The following is an 18,854-nucleotide window of genomic DNA, read 5'->3' as shown; positions in this document are numbered from 1 at the left end:
CCGCCTCCCCGCCCGGGTGCCGCGGTGCCAGCACCTGACAGACTTCGACAACCCCCGCCGGCCGTGGCGCCCCGCCGGGGCGCCACGGCCGTACACCGGTCCTCGCGGTCGCTAGGCCGCCTTGGCGGCCAGCGCGCCCATCGCGCGCTGGGTGACCTCGGAGACCTTGCCGAGCGCCGGGATCGTCACGACCTGGCCCTTGGCCTTGTAGTAGTCGATGATCGGCTCGGTCTCGCGGTGGTAGACCTCGAGGCGCTTGCGGACGGTTTCCTCGCTGTCGTCCTCGCGCTGGTACAGCTCGCCGCCGCACACGTCGCACACGCCCTCGGTCTCGGGCTTCTTGTACTCGACGTGGAAGGTGTGCGCGCTGTCGTTACGGCAGGTCCGGCGGCCGGCGATGCGCTTGACCACCTCGTCCTCCGGGACCTCCAGGTCCAGCACCGCGTCGAGCGTCAGCTCGTTGGCCCGCAGGTAGGCGTCCAGCGCCTCGGCCTGGGCCACGTTCCGCGGGAAGCCGTCGAGCAGGAAGCCGCCCGCGGCGTCCGGCTGGCCCATCCGGTCCTCGGCCATGCCGACGGTGACCTCGTCCGGTACCAGCTGGCCGGCCCGCATGTACTCCTGCGCCTGCTGGCCGAGCGGCGTGCCCTGGCTGATGTTGGCGCGGAAGAGGTCGCCCGTGGAGATGTGCGGGATCGACAGGTTCTCGGCGAGGTACGTCGCTTGCGTACCCTTGCCGGCTCCAGGAGGCCCGACGAGGACGATTCGCATCAGCGGAGGAACCCTTCGTAGTGTCGCTGCTGAAGCTGGCTCTCGATCTGCTTCACGGTCTCCAGGCCGACACCCACGATGATCAGGATGCTCGTGCCGCCGAACGGGAAGTTCTGATTCGCGTTGAGCGTCACGAGCGCCACCGTGGGCACCAGGGCGATCAGACCCAGATAGAGCGCACCGGGCCACGTGATGCGGTTCAGCACGTAGCTCAGATACTCAGCAGTGGGACGACCAGCCCGAATACCCGGGATGAACCCACCATACTTCTTCATGTTGTCGGCAACTTCTTCGGGGTTGAAGCTGATGGCGACGTAGAAGAACGCGAAGAAAACGATCAGCAGGAAGTACGCGGTGATGTAGATCGGGTGGTCGCCCTTGACCAGGTTCTGCGAGATCCAGTTCGCCCAGCCCGCCTTGGACTGGCTGAACTGGACGATCAGCGCGGGAATGTAGAGCAGGGACGAGGCGAAGATCACGGGGATCACGCCCGCCTGGTTCACCTTCATCGGGATGTAGGTGGACGTGCCACCGTACGACCGGCGGCCGATCATCCGCTTGGCGTACTGCACCGGGATGCGGCGCTGCGCCTGCTCGACGAAGACCACCAGCGCGACCATGGCCAGACCACAGGCGATCACCAGGCCGAACTCCAGCCAGCCGCCCATGATCTTGCCCTGCTGCTTGATGCTCCACATGGCGCTGGGGAAACCGGCGGCGATCGAGACGAACATCAGGATCGACATGCCGTTGCCGATGCCGCGGTCGGTGACCAGCTCACCGAGCCACATGATCAGCGCGGTGCCGGCGGTCATCGTGATGACCATCACGGCGGTGGTGAAGATCGAATCGTCCCGGACGATCTGACTGCCGACCGGGCAGCTCTGGAACAGCGAACCGCTGCGCGCGGTGGCGACCAGGCCGGTGCCCTGGAGGATCGCCAGCGCGACGGTCAGGTAACGGGTGTACTGCGTGATCTTCGCCTGCCCGGTCTGGCCCTCCTTCTTGAGGGCCTCCAGACGCGGGATCACCACGGTCAGCAGCTGGAGGATGATGCTCGCCGTGATGTACGGCATGATCCCGAGCGCGAAGATGGTGATCTGGAGCAGTGCGCCACCACTGAACATGTTGACCAGGCCGAACAGCCCCTGCTGACCCTTGGCCAAGTCCATGCACGTCTGGACGTTCTTATAGTCGATGCCCGGGATCGGGACGTGTTGCCCGAGCCGGAACAGCACGATGATGGCCAGCGTGAACAGCAGCTTCTTGCGCAGGTCGGGCGTCTTGAACGCCCGGGCGAACGCGGTGAGCACGGTGCCTCCTGCGCCCCCCGCGGTTCGTTGCGCGAGAGGTGACGGTCTTGAGGATCGACGAATACTTATCAGCCAGGACCCGTACGGAGACGTACCGCACGGAAGGTAACAGCGCATGCCACCTTACCGGCGACCGGGCCCCCCTAGGAACGACCAACCGGGGATGCCCCGTATCTGGGGCATCCCCGGCCAGTTTCGCACGTTGCTCAGACGAGCTCGGTGACGGTGCCGCCGGCGGCGGTGATCTTCTCCTTGGCGGAACCGGAGACGGCGTCGACCGTCACCTGGAGCGCCACGGAGACCTCACCGGAGCCCAGCACCTTGACGAGCTGGTTCTTGCGCACCGCACCCTTGGCGACCAGACCGGCCACCGTGACCTCGCCGCCCTCGGGGTAGAGCGCGGCCAGCTTGTCGAGGTTCACGACCTGGTACTCGGTCTTGAACGGGTTCTTGAAGCCCTTGAGCTTCGGGAGCCGCATGTGGAGGGGCATCTGCCCACCCTCGAAGCGCTCCGGAACCTGGTAGCGGGCCTTGGTGCCCTTGGTGCCACGACCAGCGGTCTTACCCTTGGACGCCTCACCACGACCGACACGGGTCTTGGCGGTCTTGGCGCCAGGGGCGGGCCGGAGGTTGTGGACCTTCAGCGGGTTGTTCTCCGCCATGTCAGTCGACCTCCTCGACCGTCACGAGGTGCCGCACGGTGGTCGCCATGCCGCGGAACTCGGGGCGGTCCTCCTTGACAACCACGTCGCCGAGCTTCTTCAGCCCGAGCGAACGCAGGGTGTCGCGGTGGTTCTGCTTGCTGCCGATGTACGACTTCGTCTGCGTGATCTTGAGGCGGGCCATGCTCACACACCCACCCCGGCACGCGCCCGCAGCAGAGCGGCGGGGGCGACGTCCTCGAGCGGCAGACCACGGCGGGCGGCGATCTCCTCGGGGCGCTGAAGGCCCCGCAGAGCGGCCACCGTGGCGTGCACGATGTTGATCGGGTTCGACGAGCCGAGCGACTTGCTCAGCACGTCGTGGATGCCCGCGCACTCCAGCACGGCGCGCACCGGGCCACCGGCGATCACACCGGTACCGGGGGACGCCGGCTTGAGCAGCACGACACCCGCGGCCTCCTCACCCTGGATCGGGTGCGGGATGGTGCCGGCGATCCGGGGGACCTTGAAGAAGTGCTTCTTGGCCTCCTCCACGCCCTTGGCGATCGCGGCCGGCACCTCCTTGGCCTTGCCGTAACCGACACCCACGGTGCCGTCACCGTCGCCCACCACGACCAGCGCGGTGAAGCTGAAGCGACGACCACCCTTCACAACCTTGGCGACACGGTTGATCGCGACAACACGCTCGACGTAGGCGGTCTTCTCGGCAGCTGCGCCGCCGTCCCGCCGGTCCTTCCGGTCCCGCCGCTCGCCGCCACCGGCGCCGCCACCGCGACGCTGGGGTCCAGCCATTGGATTTACCTCTCTCTGTTACGTCCGCTAGCTCCGGAACCGGGGCTTAGAACTTCAGCCCGGCTTCGCGGGCGGCGTCCGCCAGAGCGGCGATGCGCCCGGCGTACCTGTTGCCACCGCGGTCGAACACGACGGCCTCGACACCCGCGGCCTTCGCCCGCTCGGCCACCAGCGCGCCGACCTGCTTGGCCTGGTCGCTCTTGTCGCCCTCGCCACCACGGATGGAGGTGTCCAGCGTCGACGCCGAGGCCACCGTGTGGCCCGCGATGTCGTCGATGACCTGGGCCACCATGTGGCGGTTGGACCGCGTCACGACGAGGCGGGGGCGCTCCGGCGTACCGGAGACCCGCTTGCGGACGCGGATGTGACGGCGCTTGACGGCCGCGGCCTTGCGCGCGTCGCCCTTAGCGATCTTCACACCGTATGTCATGGCTTACTTACCAGCCTTTCCGACCTTGCGGCGGATGACCTCGCCCGCGTACTTCACGCCCTTGGCCTTGTACGGGTCGGGCTTGCGAAGCTTGCGAATGTTCGCGGCGACCTCGCCGACCCGCTGCTTGTCGATGCCCTCGACGCTCAGCTTGGTCGGGGATTCCACCTTGAAGGTGATGCCCTCGGGGGCCTCGACCAGGATCGGGTGGCTGTAGCCGAGCGAGAACTCCAGGTTGGAGCCCTTCGCCAGGACGCGGTAGCCGACACCGCTGATCTCGAGCGCCTTGCTGTAGCCCTGGGTCACGCCGGTGATCATGTTCGCCACCAGCGTGCGGGACAGGCCGTGCAGGGCCTTGTTCTGACGCTCGTCGTTCGGGCGGGTGACAACGAGGGAGTTGTCCTCACCCTTGGCGACCTCGATGGGCGCGGCGACGGTGTGCGAGAGGGAACCCTTGGGGCCCTTCACGGCGACCGTGCGGCCATCGATAGTGACGTCCACACCAGCGGGAACCTGGATGGGCAGCTTGCCAATACGCGACATGTGCTTCCTCCGTTCCCTGGTTACCAGACGTAGGCGAGGACTTCCCCACCCACGCCCTTCTTGCCGGCCTGCTTGTCGGTGAGGAGCCCGTGCGACGTGGAGATGATCGCCACGCCCAGGCCGCCGAGCACCTTCGGCAGGTTGGTGGACTTTGCGTAGACCCGCAGGCCCGGCTTCGAGATCCGCTTGATGCCCGCGATCGAGCGCTCACGGTTCGGACCGAACTTCAGCTCGAGGGTGAGGTTCTTGCCGACCTCAGCGTCCTCGACCTTCCAGCCGGTGATGTAACCCTCCTGCTGGAGGATCTCCGCGATGTGCGACTTGATCTTGCTGTGGGGCATCACGACGTCGTCGTGGTAAGCCGAGTTCGCGTTCCGCAGACGGGTCAGCATGTCTGCGATCGGATCGGTCATGGTCATGTTTGGCCTTCGGCCTCTCTCGCCGGGGTTTCCTGTATGCGCCATCCCTCTCACCCAAAAGAGGGCACGGGTGCGGCGCGGGGACCTACGGCGTAGTAAGGATTCTGGGCGGCGAGCGCCCAACCCTTCCACTCTACGGGAGTGGACGGGCGGGCCTCGCCATCCATTGCTTACCGAGAGCCCGGTTACCAGCCTCTAAAGACTGATTACCAGGAGCTCTTGGTCACGCCCGGCAGCTCGCCACGGTGAGCCATCTCACGAAGGCACACGCGGCACAGGCCGAACTTGCGGTACACGGAGTGCGGACGGCCGCAGCGCTGGCAGCGGGTGTAGCCGCGCACGCCGAACTTCGGCTTGCGGGCGGCCTTCGCAATGAGAGCCTTCTTCGCCACGGCTCACGCCTCCTTGAACGGGAAGCCGAGGTGACGCAGCAGGGCCCGGCCCTCTTCGTCGTTGGTCGCCGTGGTCACCACGGTGATGTCCATACCCCGGACGCGGTCGATCTTGTCCTGGTCGATCTCGTGGAACATGACCTGCTCCGTGAGACCGAAGGTGTAGTTGCCCCGGCCGTCGAACTGCTTCGGCGACAGACCGCGGAAGTCGCGGATGCGCGGCAGCGCGAGCGACACCAGGCGGTCCAGGAACTCCCACATGCGGTCACCGCGGAGGGTGACGTGGGCGCCGATCGGCTGACCCTCACGCAGCTTGAACTGCGCGATGGACTTGCGGGCCTTGGTGACGGCCGGCTTCTGGCCGGTGATCGTGGTGAGGTCGCGGATGGCGCCCTCGATCAGCTTGGAGTCGCGGGCGGCGTCGCCCACACCCATGTTGACCACGACCTTGGTGAGGCCAGGGATCTGCATGACGTTCCCGTACGAGAACTGCTCCTGCAGCTTGCCCTGGATCTCATCGCGGTAGCGCGTCTTGAGACGCGGTGCGTTGGTGGTGGCAGTCATCAGATGTCCTCACCGGTCCGCTTGGCAACGCGGATCTTGTTGCCCTCGTCGTCGAAGCGGTACCCGACGCGGGTGACAACCTTGTTGCCGTCCTTCTCCACCACGAGCTGGACGTTGCTCACGTGGATCGGGGCCTCGGTCGTCACGATGCCGCCGGTCTTCGAGCCGCGAGCGGTCTGTCCGGCCTTCGTGTGCTTCTTGACCCGGTTGACACCCTCGACCAGGACGCGGTCCTCGCGCGGGTAGGCCGCGATGACCTTGCCCTGCTTGCCCTTGTCCTTACCGGTGATGACCTGAACCAGGTCGCCCTTCTTGACCTTCATCGGTTACAGCACCTCCGGCGCGAGCGAGATGATCTTCATGAACTTCTTCTCGCGCAGCTCACGGCCCACCGGGCCGAAGATACGGGTGCCGCGGGGGTCGCCATCGTTCTTGAGGATGACGGCCGCGTTCTCGTCGAAGCGGATGTACGAGCCATCGGGGCGACGGCGCTCCTTGACGGTGCGCACGATGACCGCCTTGATGACGTCACCCTTCTTCACGTTGCCACCGGGGATCGCGTCCTTCACGGTGGCGACAATGACGTCACCGATGCCCGCGTAGCGGCGACCGGAGCCACCGAGAACACGGATGCAAAGGATTTCCTTCGCTCCCGTGTTGTCGGCGACGCGCAGTCGCGACTCCTGCTGGATCACGTCTATCTCCTGATCGTCTGCCGGTTCCCGGCAGGGGCTCGATATATCAAGCCCCTGCCGAGCCTGGCGGAACTGACCTGAGAGCTAATGCCCTCAGGGATTTACTTGGCCTTCTCGAGGATCTCGACGACGCGCCAGCGCTTGGTCGCGGACAGCGGCCGGGTCTCCATCAGGAGGACGCGGTCGCCGACACCCGCGGCGTTCTGCTCGTCGTGCGCCTTGAGCTTGTTGGTACGGCGGATGACCTTGCCGTACAGCGCGTGCTTGACGCGGTCCTCGACGGCGACGACGACGGTCTTGTCCATCTTGTCGCTGACGACCAGACCCTCACGGGTCTTGCGGAAGCCGCGGCTCTGCGGTGCGTTCTCAGTCACATTCGTCTCGCTCATCAGGCGCTCTCCACCGTCTCGATGCCGAGCTCGCGCTCCCGCATCAGGGTGTAGATCCGGGCGATGTCCTTCCGGACGGCCTTCAGCCGGCCGTGGTTCTCGAGCTGTCCGGTCGCCGCCTGGAAACGGAGGTTGAACAGCTCTTCCTTGGCCTCACGCAGCTTGCCAACGAGGTCCTCGTTGTTCAGCTCACGCAGCTCGGACGCCTTGGTACCGGCCGCCATCACGACTCACCTGCCTCGCGCCGCACGATCCGGCACTTCATCGGGAGCTTGTGAGCAGCGCGGGTGAGCGCCTCACGCGCAGTCTTCTCGTTCGGGTAGGACAGCTCGAACATCACCCGACCGGGCTTGACGTTCGCGACCCACCACTCCGGCGAACCCTTACCGGAACCCATGCGGGTCTCGGCGGGCTTCTTCGTCAGCGGACGGTCCGGGTAGATGTTGATCCAGACCTTGCCGCCACGCTTGATGTGGCGGGTCATCGCGATACGAGCGGCCTCGATCTGACGGTTCGTGACGTACGCCGGGGTGACGGCCTGGATGCCGTACTCGCCGAACGCCAGCTCCGTGCCGCCCTTGGCCATGCCGGACCGCTTGGGGTGGTGCTGCTTGCGGTGCTTGACCCTGCGAGGGATCAGCATGTCGGTCAGGCCTCCGTTCCGGTGCTCTCAGCAGCCGGAGCAGCGGCAGCGGCCTCGGCCTTGGGGGCCTCGGCAGCGGCGTTCTGCTGCTGCGGCTTACGGCCACGGCCGCCACGCTCGCCACCACGGCGCTGCGGGCGGTCGCTGCCGCGCGACGGGCGGTTGCCCGCGCGGGCGGCGGCGTTCTCGGCACGGACCTCGGCGATGTTCTTGACGTCGCCCTTGTAGATCCACACCTTGACGCCGATGCGGCCGAAGGTGGTCTTGGCCTCGAAGAAGCCGTAGTCGACGTTCGCGCGGAGCGTGTGCAGGGGCACGCGGCCCTCGCGGTAGAACTCCGAGCGGGACATCTCGGCGCCGCCGAGACGGCCACCACACTGGATCTTGATGCCCTTGGCACCGGCCTTCATCGTCGACTGCATGCTCTTGCGCATCGCACGACGGAAGGAGACGCGGGAGGAGAGCTGCTCGGCGACGGCCTGGGCCACCAGCTGAGCGTCCACCTCGGGGTTCTTGACCTCGAGGATGTTCAGCTGCACCTGCTTGCCGGTGAGCTTCTCCAGCTCGCCGCGGATACGGTCGGCCTCCGCGCCGCGGCGGCCGATGACGATGCCCGGCCGGGCGGTGTGGATGTCGACGCGGACGCGGTCACGGGTGCGCTCGATCTCCACCTTGGAGATACCGGCGCGCTCCATGCCCTTCGTCATCATCCGGCGGATGGCGACGTCTTCCTTGACGTAGTCCTTGTACAGCTTGTCGGCGTACCAGCGCGACTTGAAGTCGGTGGTGATGCCGAGCCGGAACCCGTGCGGGTTAACCTTCTGGCCCATTACCGGGTTCCTTCCTTGCTGCTGACGACCACGGTGATGTGGCTGGTCCGCTTGCGGATCCGGTAGGCGCGGCCCTGGGCACGCGGACGGAACCGCTTCAGGGTCGGGCCCTCGTCGACGTAGGCCTCGGAGATGACGAGGCTGTCGGCGTCGGTGTGGTCGTAGTTGTGCGCGGCGTTGGCGATGGCGCTGTCCAGCACCTTGCCGACGGGCACGCTCGCGGCCTGCGGGGCGAAACGCAGGACCGCCTGAGCCTCCGTGGCGCCCATGCCACGAATGAGGTCCACCACGCGGCGGGCCTTCATGGGCGTGACGCGGATGTACCGCGCCTGGGCCCTGGCTTCCATGGTTGTCCCTTCGGTGTCAGTCATGAGTCATTTCCGCCGATCAGCGACGACGCGACTTGCGGTCGTCCTTCTCGTGGCCGCGGAAGGTGCGGGTCGGCGCGAACTCGCCGAGCTTGTGGCCGACCATCGACTCGGAGACGAACACCGGGACGTGCTTACGGCCGTCGTGCACCGCGATCGTGTGGCCGAGCATGGCCGGGACGATCATCGAGCGGCGGGACCAGGTCTTGATGACGTTCTTGGTGCCGGCTTCGTTCTGAACATCCACCTTCTTGATCAGGTGGTCGTCGACGAAGGGCCCCTTCTTGAGACTACGCGGCATCTAAACCCGCTCCTAGCGCTTCTTGTTCGTCTTGCGGCGGCGGACGATGTACTTGTTGCTGGCCTTCTTCGGCGAGCGCGTACGGCCCTCCTTCTGACCCCACGGCGAGACCGGGTGGCGACCACCGGAGGTCTTGCCCTCACCACCACCGTGCGGGTGGTCGACGGGGTTCATGACCACACCACGAACGGTCGGGCGGACGCCCTTCCAGCGCATGCGGCCGGCCTTGCCCCAGTTGATGTTCGACTGCTCGGCGTTGCCGACCTCGCCGACAGTGGCGCGGCAGCGGACGTCGACCAGGCGGATCTCACCGGACGGCATACGAAGGTGGGCCATGGAGCCCTCCTTCGCCAGCAGCTGCACCGAGGCACCCGCGGAGCGGGCGAACTTCGCGCCGCCGCCGGGCCGCAGCTCGATGGCGTGCAGCGTGGTACCGACGGGGATGTTGCGCAGCGACAGGTTGTTGCCGGGCTTGATGTCGGCGCCGGGGCCGTTCTCGATCCGGTCGCCCTGCTTCAGGCCACGCGGCGCGAGGATGTAGCGCTTCTCGCCGTCCACGTAGTGGAGCAGCGCGATGCGAGCGGTGCGGTTCGGGTCGTACTCGATGTGAGCGACCTTCGCCGGGACGCCGTCCTTGTCATGACGGCGGAAGTCGATGACGCGGTACGCACGCTTGTGACCGCCACCCTGGTGGCGGACCGTGATGCGGCCGGCGTTGTTACGACCACCCTTGCTGTGCAGCGGGCGGACCAGCGACTTCTCCGGCGTGGACCGCGTGATCTCGACGAAGTCGGCGACGCTGGAGCCACGACGCCCCGGGGTCGTCGGCTTGTACTTGCGGATACCCATTTCTCAGTCCTCGGAATATTCCGGACTTCTGGACGTTCCGGCCTCCGTCAGGAGGTCGGGCCGCCGAAGATGTCGATACGGTCGCCCTCGGCAAGGGTCACGATGGCGCGCTTGGTGTCCTTGCGCTTGCCGTAACCGGTGCGGGTGCGCTTGCGCTTGCCCTGCCGGTTGATCGTGTTGACCCCGGTGACCTTGACCGAGAAGACCGCCTCGACGGCCTGCTTGATCTGGGTCTTGTTCGCGCGCGGGTCGACGATGAACGTGTACTTGTTCTCGTCCAGCAGCGCGTAGCTCTTCTCCGAGACCACCGGCTTGACGAGAACGTCGCGGGGGTCGGTGAAGGTCTTGCTGGTGACAGCGGTCGCCTCACTCATCAGGCGGCGCTCCCTTCGGTCTTCTCAGCGGCCTTGGGACCAGCCACGAAGGACTCGAAGGCGGCCTTGGTGAAGACCACGTCATCGGAGACGAGCACGTCGTACGTGTTCAGCTGGCCCGGCTCCAGGATGTGCACCTGGGGCAGGTTGCGGGCGGACAGCCACGCGGCCTCGTCGCTCCGCTCGGCGACCAGCAGCACGTGCTTGCGCTGGCTGATCTTGCCCAGCAGGGCCTTCGCGGCCTTGGTGGAGATGTCGCCCTCGACCACGCCGGTCACGACGTGAACGCGGCTGTGGCGCGCCCGGTCCGAGAGGGCCCCGCGCAGCGCGGCGGCCTTCATCTTCTTCGGGGTCCGCTGGCTGTAGTCACGCGGCACGGGACCGTGCACGACGCCACCACCGGCGAACTGCGGCGCGCGGGTCGAGCCCTGACGGGCGCGACCGGTGCCCTTCTGGCGGTACGGCTTCTTGCCACCGCCGCGGACCTCGCCACGGGTCTTGGTCTTGTGCGTGCCCTGACGGGCAGCGGCCAGCTGCGCGACAACGACCTGGTGGATCAGCGGAACGCTGACCTGCGCGTCGAAGATCTCCGTGGGGAGCTCGACGGTCCCGGCCTTGTCGCCTGCCGGCGAAAGGATGTCAATGGTGCTCATCGGTTACCTCAGGCCCCCTTGGCCGCGGTACGGACCAGGACGAGGCCGCCGTTCGGACCAGGAACCGCTCCCTTGATCAGGAGCAGACCCTTCTCCGCGTCAACGGCGTGGACGGTCAGGTTCTGGGTGGTGACCCGCTCGTTGCCCATGCGGCCGGCCATGCGCAGGCCCTTGAACACGCGGCCCGGGGTGGCGCAGCCACCGATGGAGCCAGGCGAGCGGTGCTTGCGCTGGGTGCCGTGGCCGGCGCCGAGGCCGCCGAAGCCGTGGCGCTTCATGACACCGGCGGTGCCCTTGCCCTTGCTGGTGCCGGTCACGTCGACCTTGACACCGGACTCGAACGCCTCGGCGGTGACCTCCTGGCCGAGCGTGTACTCGCTGGCGTCAGCGGTACGCAGCTCCACCAGGTGGCGGCGCGGGGTGACGTCGGCCTTGGCGAAGTGGCCCTTGAGGGGCTTGTTCACCTTGCGCGGGTCGATCTCGCCGAAGGCGATCTGGACGGCGTTGTAGCCGTCCGCGTCATCAGTACGGACCTGGGTCACGACACAGGGCCCGGCCTTGACGACGGTCACCGGGACGACACGGTTGTTCTCGTCCCAGACCTGCGTCATGCCGAGCTTCTCGCCCAGGACGCCCTTGATCTGCTTAGCCATCTCGCGCGTCACCTCAGAGCTTGATCTCGATGTCGACGCCCGCCGGCAGGTCGAGACGCATGAGCGAGTCGACGGTCTTCGGCGTGGGGTCGAGGATGTCGATGAGGCGCTTGTGCGTACGCATCTCGAAGTGCTCGCGCGCGTCCTTGTACTTGTGCGGCGACTTGATGACGCAGTACACGTTCTTCTCTGTGGGCAGCGGCACCGGGCCCGCGACCGACGCACCAGTGCGGGTCACCGTCTCGACGATCTTCTTCGCCGAGGAGTCGATGACCTCGTGGTCGTAGGCCTTGAGCCGGATGCGGATCTTCTGTCCCGCCATGGCTACTTCGTAGTCCTGTCTCTCGTAACGCTCTGGGACCCGATGGCGTTAGCGGCCCTCCCACCCGCACTCCCGACCCACGCGGTCGGGCGTGTCGCGTCCCTTCCCGTAAATCTCCGCAGAAGAGATCCCTGGTGAAGGGGGCTGGTCGGGGGAGAGAGTCACCCACCGGGCGCCTGGCTGGGGCCCCGCTGACACTTCCCGGAAGATTCCCGTACTTCCGCCCCTGATCAGGGGCGACGAGTACTGCGGGACTCGCTTCCAGTCCTCCCGGCGGGAGGCGCGCAGCATCGGCACTCAACCGAGCAACCCGGACAGTCTGCCATACGACGGGTGGCCTCCGCGAATCGGCCCTGGAGCGTACCCCACGCCCCGCGATCTCGAACCCTCCGGCGGGCCCTTCCCTGTGATGTGACGCACAGTGGGCAACCCCGGGCCGTCCTCAGCGCGTTCGGCGTGCGTGGATCATACGAAGGATCGGCTTCGAATCACGCGAGGGCGGCATGGCGGGCGGCGACTGGACCGAGTTCGAGGAGTTCGTTGCCGCCTGCGGGCCCCGGCTGCTGCGGTCCGCCTGGTTTCTGACCGGGGACCGGCATCTGGCCGAGGACCTGTTGCAGAGCGCCCTGGCGCGGGTCTGGCCGAAGTGGGGGCGCATCGCGGAGGAGAACCCCGAGGCGTACGTCCGCCGCACCCTGGTGCATCTCCACGCCTCCTGGTGGCGGCGGCACTGGCGGCGCGAGGTGCCGCACTCCGAGCTGCCCGAGCCCTCGCCCCGGGGCGAGCCGGGCGGGCCGTACCCCCAGGTCGGGGAGGTCGACCAGGGGCGGGCGATCATCGGGCTGCTGCGGCTGCTGCCGCGGCGGCAGCGCGAGGTCGTCGTGCTGCGCTATCTGGAGGACCTGAGCGTGGAGCAGACCGCGGCGGTGCTGGGCTGCTCCACCGGCACGGTCAAGAGCCAGGCGTCGAAGGCCCTGAACACCCTGCGCACCCGATTACCCGGACACGATCCCGGGCTCGTGCCCGCCCCGGAGCCGGTCCGCGGCCGCACCGCGCCGGGATGAGGTGAGGGGCGTGGCGATGCAGAAGAACGGCACCGAGGAGCTGGACCGCGCCGCGGCCGGACTGCGGCGGCTCGCGGACGCCGACACCCCGGCGCTGGCGGCGCCGGAGGACCGCATGGAGCGGGTGCGGCACCGGGTGGCGCGGGCCCGCAGGCGGCGGGCCGCCGTCGTGGCCGCGCCCATGGTGGTCGCGCTGACCGCGGGAGCGGTGTCCCTCGCCACCGGTCTGCGCGACGGCCGGTCCGCCGGGCCCGGCGGCACCACGACCACCCCCGCCACCACGACCGCCCCGGAGCGGACAGCGACGCCCCGGAAGGTGCTGGAGCTGCCGGACCTCGCGGGCGGCATGAACCTGCGGGTGTCCGTGCCAGGCGACTGGCGGGTACCCGAGCCGCGCCGGGTGGACGGCACGGACGCACCGGCGAGCGAGACGTACGTCCTGGCGCGCCCGGCCGGGAACGAGACGTCGAGCACCGCGGCGAGCACGGCGACCGGCACGCCGGACGACGCGCCGTCGATCGCCTCTCCCACGCCCACCGGCGGCGACTCGTGCGGCGACGCGCTCAAGGAAGCCCTCTACGGGCCCGAGCTGTGCCTGCCGGTGAGCAGGCTCGCGAAGAACAGCGCCCTGGTGCTGTGGCGCCGGGAGTCCTACGACCGGCCCGAGAGGAAACTGCCCGTCCAGCGGTCGTCGCCGACCCCGGTCTGCCGGGCGCTGGGCGGTACGGCGTTCCTCAGTCTGCGGCAGCCGCTGCCCGCCCACCCCGACAGCACGGTCGCCGGGTACGCCTGCCTCGCCTCCGCGGACCCCGCCCTCGTCGAACGCGTCAAGGACGCGCTCTCCTCGGCCCGCTTCTCCTGAGCCGGTCGAGCCGACTCTCCTGAGCCGACTCTCCTGAGCCGACCCGCGCGCCACCCTTCACCCCCCCCTGGAGCACCCCCGTCATGACCGTCACCGAGCCGTCCGCCCCGCCCTCGCACCGCCGGTCCACCCGGCGCCGCCGTCGGCGGCGGAAGCCCGTGGTGCCGCTGCTGATCGGCGCCGCGGTGGCGTCCGGCGCCCTGCTGGCCACCTACGCCCTGTTACCGGGCGACGGCGGCGGCGTACGGTCCGCCCCCGCGGACTCCCCCGCGGACGCGGCGGAGGTGAGCCCCTCCCCCACCACCGCGCCGCCGTCGGCCCCGCCCTCGCGGTCCTCCCGCGACGCCGCGCCCACACGCCCCGCGGCGCCCACGGCCCCCGCCGGGACCGGCACCTTCCGCACCGCGAAGGCGTCCGGCAAGGTGATCGGCGACGGCGGTGACGTGCGGCGGTTCAAGGTCCAGGTCGAGGAGGGCACGGGCGTCGACCCGAAGAAGGCCGCGGCCGAGATATCCGCGGTCCTGGCGGACCGGCGCGGCTGGACCAGGGACCGCAAGCACGCCTTCCAGCTGGTGTCCGGCGGCTCGTACGACTTCGAGGTGAAGATCGCCACCCCGGACACGGTCGACGACATCTGCGGGCAGGCGGGCCTCAAGACCCGCGGCAAGGTCAACTGCGCCGCCGGAACGCAGGTCATGGTCAACCTCACCCGCTGGAACACCGGCTCCCCCGAGTTCGACGGTCCGATCGGCGAGTACCGGGCGCTGATCGTCAACCATGAGGTGGGCCACCGCATCAGCCACGGGCACGAGACCTGCCCCGGGAAGGGCAAGCCCGCCCCGGCGATGATGCAGCAGATCGACGGGCTGAAGGGCTGCGTCGCCAACGCCTGGCCGTACACCAGGGCCGGAAGGTATCTCGGCGGCCCCTCGGTCCCCTAGGAGTGTCCTGGGGAGCCCCGGGCCCGGCCCCTCGTGTCCGAAGTGTGATCGACACCTCTCCGGACATCGGACAACCTCCGAAGATCATCGACCGTCTCTTATCACGTGGAAGCAGCCGGAGACTACGCGCTGCACAAGTGACAGGGTCACCAAATTGAACAGTCGATGGACTCTTCCCGCGCGCACGACACGCAGGCAGGCACTGGCCGCGGTGGCGGCCCTCAGCGCCGCCGCGGCCGCCGGGTGCAGCAGCCGTCCCGGGTCTTCCGCCGCCCCCGCCGCGCCCGCCCGCAGGAGCACCGCCCCGGGCGCCGCCGAGCCGTTCACCTCGGCTGCCGGGGACAAGCGGGGCGCCCTGCTCCAGGTCATGGCCCATCCCGATGACGACCTGTACTTCATGAACCCCGACAACGAGCACGTCCTGCGCTCCGGGGTCCCCGTGGTGAGCGTCTACGTCACGGCGGGCGAGGCGCTGGGCCTCAACCGGGTCGCCGGGCGGCCGCTGCCGCCGCCGGACAAGGCCGCGTACTCCGCCTCCCGCCACCAGGGACTGCGGCAGGCGTACGCGCAGATGCTGGGGCTGCACCAGTTCACGCCGTGGCAGCGGTCGGTGCTGAACCTGCCCGGCGGCGTCAAGGCGGAGACGAACGTGCTCGCCAACGGCGCCCGCAGGGTGCGGCTGATCTTCCTCAACATCGCCATGCTGTCCGAGGGCCACATCCGCATGCCCGCCCTGTGGGACACCCCGGGCGCCGTGATGCGGACGCTGCTGGCCGAGGGCTCCCCGGTGCGGCACCCCAGTACGTACGGCCACCAGACCCTGGTCGACGTGCTCGCCGAGATCATGGACCGCTACCGGCCGACCCTGATCCACACCCTCGACCCCGACCCCGACTTCCAGGTACACGACCTGCTGCACCCCAGGGACAACGACCAGCCCGGCTGTTCGGACCACCGGGACCACACCCCGGTCGCGCTGTTCACGTGGAAGGCGATCACGCAGTGGGCCGCCGAGTCCACCCGGCGGGACAAGGAGGCGCCGCGCTTCACCACCACGTCCTTCCGCGGCTACTACAACCAGCGCTGGCCGCACAATCTGCCGCCCGCCGTGCTGGCCCAGAAGGCCCGCGTCATCAAGGCGTACGGCGGCTCCCCCGAGTGGAACTGCGGTGACACCGCGGGCTGCGGCGACTACGGCCAGGGCGGCGTGCGGCCGCTGAGGAACCGCAAGGGCTGGATCCGCTCCACCCACTACCGCTACCCCACCGCGCTGCCCACCCCCACCACCGACCGCGAGGGCCGCGTCGTCGCGTACGGCGTCCTCGGCACCCAGGCCGTCCGGTGGCGCGAAACCGCTCGCGGCAGCGGCCGGTTCGGGACGCCGGTCGGGCTCGGCGGCGGGCCGCTGGCCCCCGCGCTGAGCGCCGTGACCGACGCCTCGGGGCGCCAGGTGCTGATCGCACTGCGGTTCGCGGCGCTGGACGGCCAGGGCGGCGCCAATCTGCGCGAGATCGTGGCCCTCGAACAGAGCCGCCCCGACGGGCCGTTCCGCGCCTGGACCGGACTCGGCACCCCCGAATCCGACCCCGAACACGGCCGCCGCGTCGGCTGCCCCGCCGCGGTCGCCACCCCGGACGGGAAGGTCCACCTCTTCGTACGGACCGCCGAGAAGGGCCTCGCCACCCGGGTACGGGACGCCGACGGCCGCTGGGGCCCCTGGGAACGGCTCGGCGGCGCGGAGATCCAGGACGGGCTGACCGCCCTGGTCGACCGCGAGGGCCGCGCCCATGTCGTCGCGCCTGGCCGCGACACCGTGCACCACTGGTCGCAGGAGCAGCCCGGCGCCCCCGTCACCCTGCGGGCCCCGGCCGGGCTGCCCCGCCCCGGCGGCAACCAGATCGGCGCCGCGATCACTCCCGACGGCTCGCTCTCCCTGATCTACCGCACCCCCGCGGCCACCATGCCCGCCCTGCACGGATTAACGAACGGCACGGAGAGCGGCACGCAGAGCCGCACGGTGTCGCGCTTCGAGGGGTACGGGGCCATCGCCGCGCACACCGTGCCCGAGCCCGGCAAGGAGGGCGCCGGGCACGGCAAGAGCGGCAAAGCCGCCACCCTGCTGCTGCTCGGCCGCAGCCTCGACGGCGACGTACAGGTCCAGTGGGGCACCGGCCCCGACGACCGCCCGCTGCGCTCCCCCGGCCACCTCACCCCGGTGGGCACCCCCGCCCTGCTGGCCGACGCCGACGAGGGTGCCTGTGTGGTGGGCGTCGCGCCGGACGCCACGCCCTGGATCTGGCGCCCGCGCCCGACGTCGACCGCGTGACGCTGCCGCCCCTCCCACCGCGGGAGGGGCGGCAGTGCAGCGGGGATGCCCGTCAGCGGCGGGCCGCGGCCCGGGGGCGCTCGGCGTCCTCGGGCTCGTCGGCGTCCTCGGGCTCCTCCTCGTACTCCTCCTCGGGCTCGACGTCGGCGTCCTCGGCCTCGACGTCCTCGGCGTCGTCGTCCTCGTACGCGTCCTCCGCCTCGTCCCCCTCGGGCTCGGCGTCGGCTTCGACGTCCTCGTCCTCGTCGTCCTCCTCGGCCCGCGGCTCATCGGCCTCTCCCCCGGCCTCGTCGCCCTCGTCCTGCTGTTCCTGTTCCCGTTCCTCTTCCTCCGCCACGGCCGTCTCGTGGTCGACCACGACCTCGCCGTCCCGGATCTCGCCGCGCCAGCCGTCCGTGGCCTCGCCGCGCATCATGATGAACTTGCGGTAGAGCTTGAGGTCGAGCCGCGCGCGTCGGCCCTGGGCGCGCCAGATGTTGCCGGTCTTCTCGAACAGGCCCTTGGGGAAGTACTCCAGCACCAGCAGCACCCGGGTGAGGCTGTCGCCGAGCGGATGGAAGGTGACGACGCCCTTGACGGTGCCCTTGGCGCCCTCGGTCGTCCAGCTGATCCGCTCGTCGGGCACCTGCTCGGTGACGTTGGCCTTCCAGCTGCGCGTGGACTTGGCGACCTTCACCTTCCAGTTGCTGCTGGTGTCATCGGCCTTCTCGACGCTGACGACGCCCTTGGCGAAGGTGCTGAACTCCTGGAACTGGGTCCACTGGTCGTACGCCTCGCGGACCGGCACCCCGACGTCGATGTCCTCGACCACCGTGACGCTCTTGGACTTGCCGCCGCCGCTCTTGCCGCGCCCCTTGCCGAACATGCCCTTGACCTTGTCCTTCAGCGACTCCTTCAGTTGGGAGGCCCCGGCCTTCAGCACGGCCCGGCCCGGCGGCTTGCCCTCGGCGAGCGCCTGGGTGCCCTTGGCCAGCCCGGTGCCGAGCCCGGAGAGGGCGTGGGTCGCGCGGGCCTGGACGTACCCCTGGAGCTCGTCCTTGAGGCGGTCAGCGGCCGGGCTGCGCACGATGTCGTCCTTCAGCTTGCCCAAGGTGTCAGCCATTGCGGCCCCCGGCGGTCTTCTGCGCGGTCTTCTGCCCGGTCTTCCTCGCCGTTTTCGCGGCGGTCTTCTTCGCCGCGCCGGGAGACGAGGAGGCGACCTTGCGCGCCCGGCCCGCCGGAGCCTTGGCCGCCTTGGCCCGCGGCGCCTTGCGGCGTGATGCGGGCGGTTTCCGTCCGCTGTCCTCGTCGGCCGCTTCGCCGGCCGCCTCGTCGTCCTCCGGTTCCTCTTCCGCTTCCGCCTCGCCCCGCAGGCTCAGCGTGCGCTCGTGCAGCGAGTCGGCGAGGCCGTCCATGCGGCTGGACAGGGCGCGGGTCGCGGCCGTCTTGGCGGCACCGGTCAGTTCCTTGCGCGCCTGCGCGTTCAGACCGCTCAGCAGCGGGGAGTCGGCGACCGCCCTGGCCAGCTGCTGCGGATCGAGGGTGATCTTCTTCCCGGCGAGCAGCATGCCCAGCCCCAGGGCGAGTTTCGCCTTCTTGGTGCGCCCCAGGAGGTAGCCTCCCGCGACCGCCACCGCGATCTTGCCGTTGGTCATCATCCGTACTCCCGAAGTCGAACTCAGCTTCGATGCGGATGGCCGGGTACCCAGATACGGAAGAGCC

At 69.2% G+C, this 18,854-nt stretch carries 29 protein-coding genes; 4 read left to right on the top strand and 25 right to left on the bottom strand.

The annotated features are described in order from the left end of the window. Positions 1-111: 111 nt before the first annotated feature. The 23 genes from ACH4TL_RS40635 to rpsJ all read right to left on the bottom strand — a co-directional run bounded on the left by ACH4TL_RS40635 (position 112) and on the right by rpsJ (position 11,960). The gene (locus ACH4TL_RS40635) at positions 112-768 is read right to left on the bottom strand and encodes an adenylate kinase (RefSeq protein WP_398324996.1); all 657 of its coding nucleotides are present in this window, start codon (positions 766-768) and stop codon (positions 112-114) included. Beyond that, positions 768-2,081: a preprotein translocase subunit SecY gene (gene secY, locus ACH4TL_RS40630; RefSeq protein WP_009715864.1), complete on the bottom strand. Its 1,314-nt coding sequence runs from the start codon at positions 2,079-2,081 to the stop codon at positions 768-770. The genes ACH4TL_RS40635 and secY overlap by 1 nt, the downstream gene beginning before the upstream one ends. A gap of 206 nt (positions 2,082-2,287) precedes the next feature. Continuing rightward, the gene (gene rplO, locus ACH4TL_RS40625; RefSeq protein ID WP_398325001.1) at positions 2,288-2,743 is read right to left on the bottom strand and encodes a 50S ribosomal protein L15; all 456 of its coding nucleotides are present in this window, start codon (positions 2,741-2,743) and stop codon (positions 2,288-2,290) included. 1 nt (position 2,744) lies between these two features. Then, entirely contained in the window at positions 2,745-2,927 is a 183-nt protein-coding gene (gene rpmD, locus ACH4TL_RS40620; RefSeq protein WP_009715866.1) for a 50S ribosomal protein L30, read from the bottom strand. A gap of 2 nt (positions 2,928-2,929) precedes the next feature. Beyond that, entirely contained in the window at positions 2,930-3,535 is a 606-nt protein-coding gene (rpsE, locus tag ACH4TL_RS40615; protein WP_020869250.1) for a 30S ribosomal protein S5, read from the bottom strand. 46 nt (positions 3,536-3,581) lie between these two features. Further along, positions 3,582-3,965: a 50S ribosomal protein L18 gene (gene rplR, locus ACH4TL_RS40610; protein WP_398325006.1), complete on the bottom strand. Its 384-nt coding sequence runs from the start codon at positions 3,963-3,965 to the stop codon at positions 3,582-3,584. Between the two features lie 3 nt (positions 3,966-3,968). Next, positions 3,969-4,508, bottom strand: a complete 540-nt coding sequence (gene rplF, locus ACH4TL_RS40605; protein ID WP_398325009.1) for a 50S ribosomal protein L6 — start codon at positions 4,506-4,508, stop codon at positions 3,969-3,971. Between the two features lie 20 nt (positions 4,509-4,528). Then, positions 4,529-4,927, bottom strand: coding sequence for a 30S ribosomal protein S8 (rpsH, locus tag ACH4TL_RS40600; RefSeq protein WP_385440561.1), 399 nt, complete (start codon positions 4,925-4,927; stop codon positions 4,529-4,531). A 206-nt stretch (positions 4,928-5,133) separates the two neighbouring features. After that, positions 5,134-5,319, bottom strand: coding sequence for a type Z 30S ribosomal protein S14 (locus ACH4TL_RS40595; protein ID WP_003948630.1), 186 nt, complete (start codon positions 5,317-5,319; stop codon positions 5,134-5,136). A gap of 3 nt (positions 5,320-5,322) precedes the next feature. After that, the gene (rplE, locus tag ACH4TL_RS40590) at positions 5,323-5,883 is read right to left on the bottom strand and encodes a 50S ribosomal protein L5 (protein ID WP_398325014.1); all 561 of its coding nucleotides are present in this window, start codon (positions 5,881-5,883) and stop codon (positions 5,323-5,325) included. Continuing rightward, positions 5,883-6,206, bottom strand: coding sequence for a 50S ribosomal protein L24 (rplX, locus tag ACH4TL_RS40585; RefSeq protein WP_398325017.1), 324 nt, complete (start codon positions 6,204-6,206; stop codon positions 5,883-5,885). Before rplX ends, rplE begins: the two co-directional genes overlap by 1 nt. A gap of 3 nt (positions 6,207-6,209) precedes the next feature. Next, on the bottom strand, positions 6,210-6,578 hold the full coding sequence (rplN, locus tag ACH4TL_RS40580) for a 50S ribosomal protein L14 (protein WP_003992364.1): 369 nt from the start codon (positions 6,576-6,578) through the stop codon (positions 6,210-6,212). A gap of 101 nt (positions 6,579-6,679) precedes the next feature. Then, complete coding sequence (gene rpsQ / locus ACH4TL_RS40575) at positions 6,680-6,967, bottom strand: 30S ribosomal protein S17 (RefSeq protein WP_009715873.1); 288 nt, start codon at positions 6,965-6,967, stop codon at positions 6,680-6,682. Next, positions 6,967-7,191 (bottom strand): 50S ribosomal protein L29, encoded by a 225-nt coding sequence (gene rpmC / locus ACH4TL_RS40570; RefSeq protein ID WP_009715874.1) that lies wholly within the window; start codon positions 7,189-7,191, stop codon positions 6,967-6,969. The genes rpsQ and rpmC overlap by 1 nt, the downstream gene beginning before the upstream one ends. Continuing rightward, on the bottom strand, positions 7,191-7,610 hold the full coding sequence (gene rplP / locus ACH4TL_RS40565) for a 50S ribosomal protein L16 (RefSeq protein ID WP_009715875.1): 420 nt from the start codon (positions 7,608-7,610) through the stop codon (positions 7,191-7,193). The genes rpmC and rplP overlap by 1 nt, the downstream gene beginning before the upstream one ends. Positions 7,611-7,615: 5 nt before the next feature. After that, positions 7,616-8,440, bottom strand: coding sequence for a 30S ribosomal protein S3 (rpsC, locus tag ACH4TL_RS40560; RefSeq protein ID WP_391171826.1), 825 nt, complete (start codon positions 8,438-8,440; stop codon positions 7,616-7,618). Next, complete coding sequence (rplV, locus tag ACH4TL_RS40555) at positions 8,440-8,787, bottom strand: 50S ribosomal protein L22 (protein ID WP_039938067.1); 348 nt, start codon at positions 8,785-8,787, stop codon at positions 8,440-8,442. Before rplV ends, rpsC begins: the two co-directional genes overlap by 1 nt. Positions 8,788-8,827: 40 nt before the next feature. Next, positions 8,828-9,109, bottom strand: coding sequence for a 30S ribosomal protein S19 (gene rpsS, locus ACH4TL_RS40550; protein WP_009715878.1), 282 nt, complete (start codon positions 9,107-9,109; stop codon positions 8,828-8,830). A 12-nt stretch (positions 9,110-9,121) separates the two neighbouring features. Further along, the gene (gene rplB / locus ACH4TL_RS40545; RefSeq protein WP_009715879.1) at positions 9,122-9,958 is read right to left on the bottom strand and encodes a 50S ribosomal protein L2; all 837 of its coding nucleotides are present in this window, start codon (positions 9,956-9,958) and stop codon (positions 9,122-9,124) included. 47 nt (positions 9,959-10,005) lie between these two features. Continuing rightward, positions 10,006-10,332 (bottom strand): 50S ribosomal protein L23, encoded by a 327-nt coding sequence (gene rplW, locus ACH4TL_RS40540; RefSeq protein WP_009715880.1) that lies wholly within the window; start codon positions 10,330-10,332, stop codon positions 10,006-10,008. Continuing rightward, a complete protein-coding gene (gene rplD / locus ACH4TL_RS40535; RefSeq protein WP_398325028.1) occupies positions 10,332-10,985 on the bottom strand; it encodes a 50S ribosomal protein L4 in 654 nt (217 codons plus the stop codon). Before rplD ends, rplW begins: the two co-directional genes overlap by 1 nt. 8 nt (positions 10,986-10,993) lie before the next feature. Then, positions 10,994-11,638, bottom strand: coding sequence for a 50S ribosomal protein L3 (gene rplC, locus ACH4TL_RS40530; RefSeq protein WP_398325031.1), 645 nt, complete (start codon positions 11,636-11,638; stop codon positions 10,994-10,996). Positions 11,639-11,651: 13 nt separating this feature from the next. Beyond that, on the bottom strand, positions 11,652-11,960 hold the full coding sequence (gene rpsJ / locus ACH4TL_RS40525) for a 30S ribosomal protein S10 (RefSeq protein ID WP_014054162.1): 309 nt from the start codon (positions 11,958-11,960) through the stop codon (positions 11,652-11,654). 503 nt (positions 11,961-12,463) lie between these two features. On the opposite strand from rpsJ, the gene ACH4TL_RS40520 reads away from it, so the two are divergent. The 4 genes from ACH4TL_RS40520 (at position 12,464) to ACH4TL_RS40505 (ending at position 17,153) form a co-directional block, all read left to right on the top strand. Then, on the top strand, positions 12,464-13,024 hold the full coding sequence (locus tag ACH4TL_RS40520; protein ID WP_398325034.1) for a SigE family RNA polymerase sigma factor: 561 nt from the start codon (positions 12,464-12,466) through the stop codon (positions 13,022-13,024). A 10-nt stretch (positions 13,025-13,034) separates the two neighbouring features. Beyond that, entirely contained in the window at positions 13,035-13,886 is an 852-nt protein-coding gene (locus ACH4TL_RS40515; RefSeq protein WP_398325037.1) for a hypothetical protein, read from the top strand. A gap of 83 nt (positions 13,887-13,969) precedes the next feature. Further along, entirely contained in the window at positions 13,970-14,827 is an 858-nt protein-coding gene (locus ACH4TL_RS40510; protein WP_398325040.1) for a DUF3152 domain-containing protein, read from the top strand. Positions 14,828-15,038: 211 nt separating this feature from the next. Then, positions 15,039-17,153, top strand: a complete 2,115-nt coding sequence (locus tag ACH4TL_RS40505) for a PIG-L family deacetylase (protein WP_398325043.1) — start codon at positions 15,039-15,041, stop codon at positions 17,151-17,153. Positions 17,154-17,205: 52 nt separating this feature from the next. Here the strand turns inward: ACH4TL_RS40505 and ACH4TL_RS40500 are convergent, their stop codons facing one another. Continuing rightward, positions 17,206-18,255, bottom strand: coding sequence for an SRPBCC family protein (locus tag ACH4TL_RS40500; protein ID WP_398325045.1), 1,050 nt, complete (start codon positions 18,253-18,255; stop codon positions 17,206-17,208). Then, positions 18,248-18,790: a hypothetical protein gene (locus ACH4TL_RS40495; RefSeq protein ID WP_398325047.1), complete on the bottom strand. Its 543-nt coding sequence runs from the start codon at positions 18,788-18,790 to the stop codon at positions 18,248-18,250. The genes ACH4TL_RS40500 and ACH4TL_RS40495 overlap by 8 nt, the downstream gene beginning before the upstream one ends. Positions 18,791-18,854 lie beyond the last annotated feature (64 nt).

This window comes from Streptomyces sp. NPDC021115 (assembly GCF_044333065.1).
In the GTDB taxonomy this organism is placed as follows: domain Bacteria; phylum Actinomycetota; class Actinomycetes; order Streptomycetales; family Streptomycetaceae; genus Streptomyces.
This window is presented reverse-complemented; position numbering and strand designations above follow the sequence as displayed.